The sequence below is a fragment of the Pseudoalteromonas luteoviolacea S2607 genome, assembly GCF_001625575.1.
Classification (GTDB): Bacteria; Pseudomonadota; Gammaproteobacteria; order Enterobacterales; family Alteromonadaceae; genus Pseudoalteromonas; species Pseudoalteromonas luteoviolacea_E.
In genome coordinates, this window is sequence record NZ_AUXV01000054.1 from 1 (window position 1) to 218 (window position 218).

Annotated in this window: 1 protein-coding gene; it reads right to left on the reverse strand. The window is 50.0% G+C overall.

Annotated elements, in window-relative coordinates:
• Window positions 1–218 (reverse strand): Ig-like domain-containing protein (locus tag N480_RS25665; RefSeq protein WP_196761513.1); only part of this gene is annotated, 218 nt, incomplete at both ends.

A 218-nucleotide genomic window follows, 5' to 3' on the forward strand; every position in this document is an offset into this window, starting at 1 on the left:
GTATCGCCAAACGAGACGCTGTGACCACTTGGTGCTTTAGTATCTACCGTAATGGGCAGTTGTGTCGCGGCGGTATTGTTGTTGCCTGCTGCATCAGTGAAGGTATCTGCTGCAATATCCAGTGTTGCGTTGGCCTCTGAATTCGCCGTGGGTGTAAATAACACGCTGTACTGTGTACTTGATGTGGCACTGAAATTACTCAGTGTACCGCCACTCAC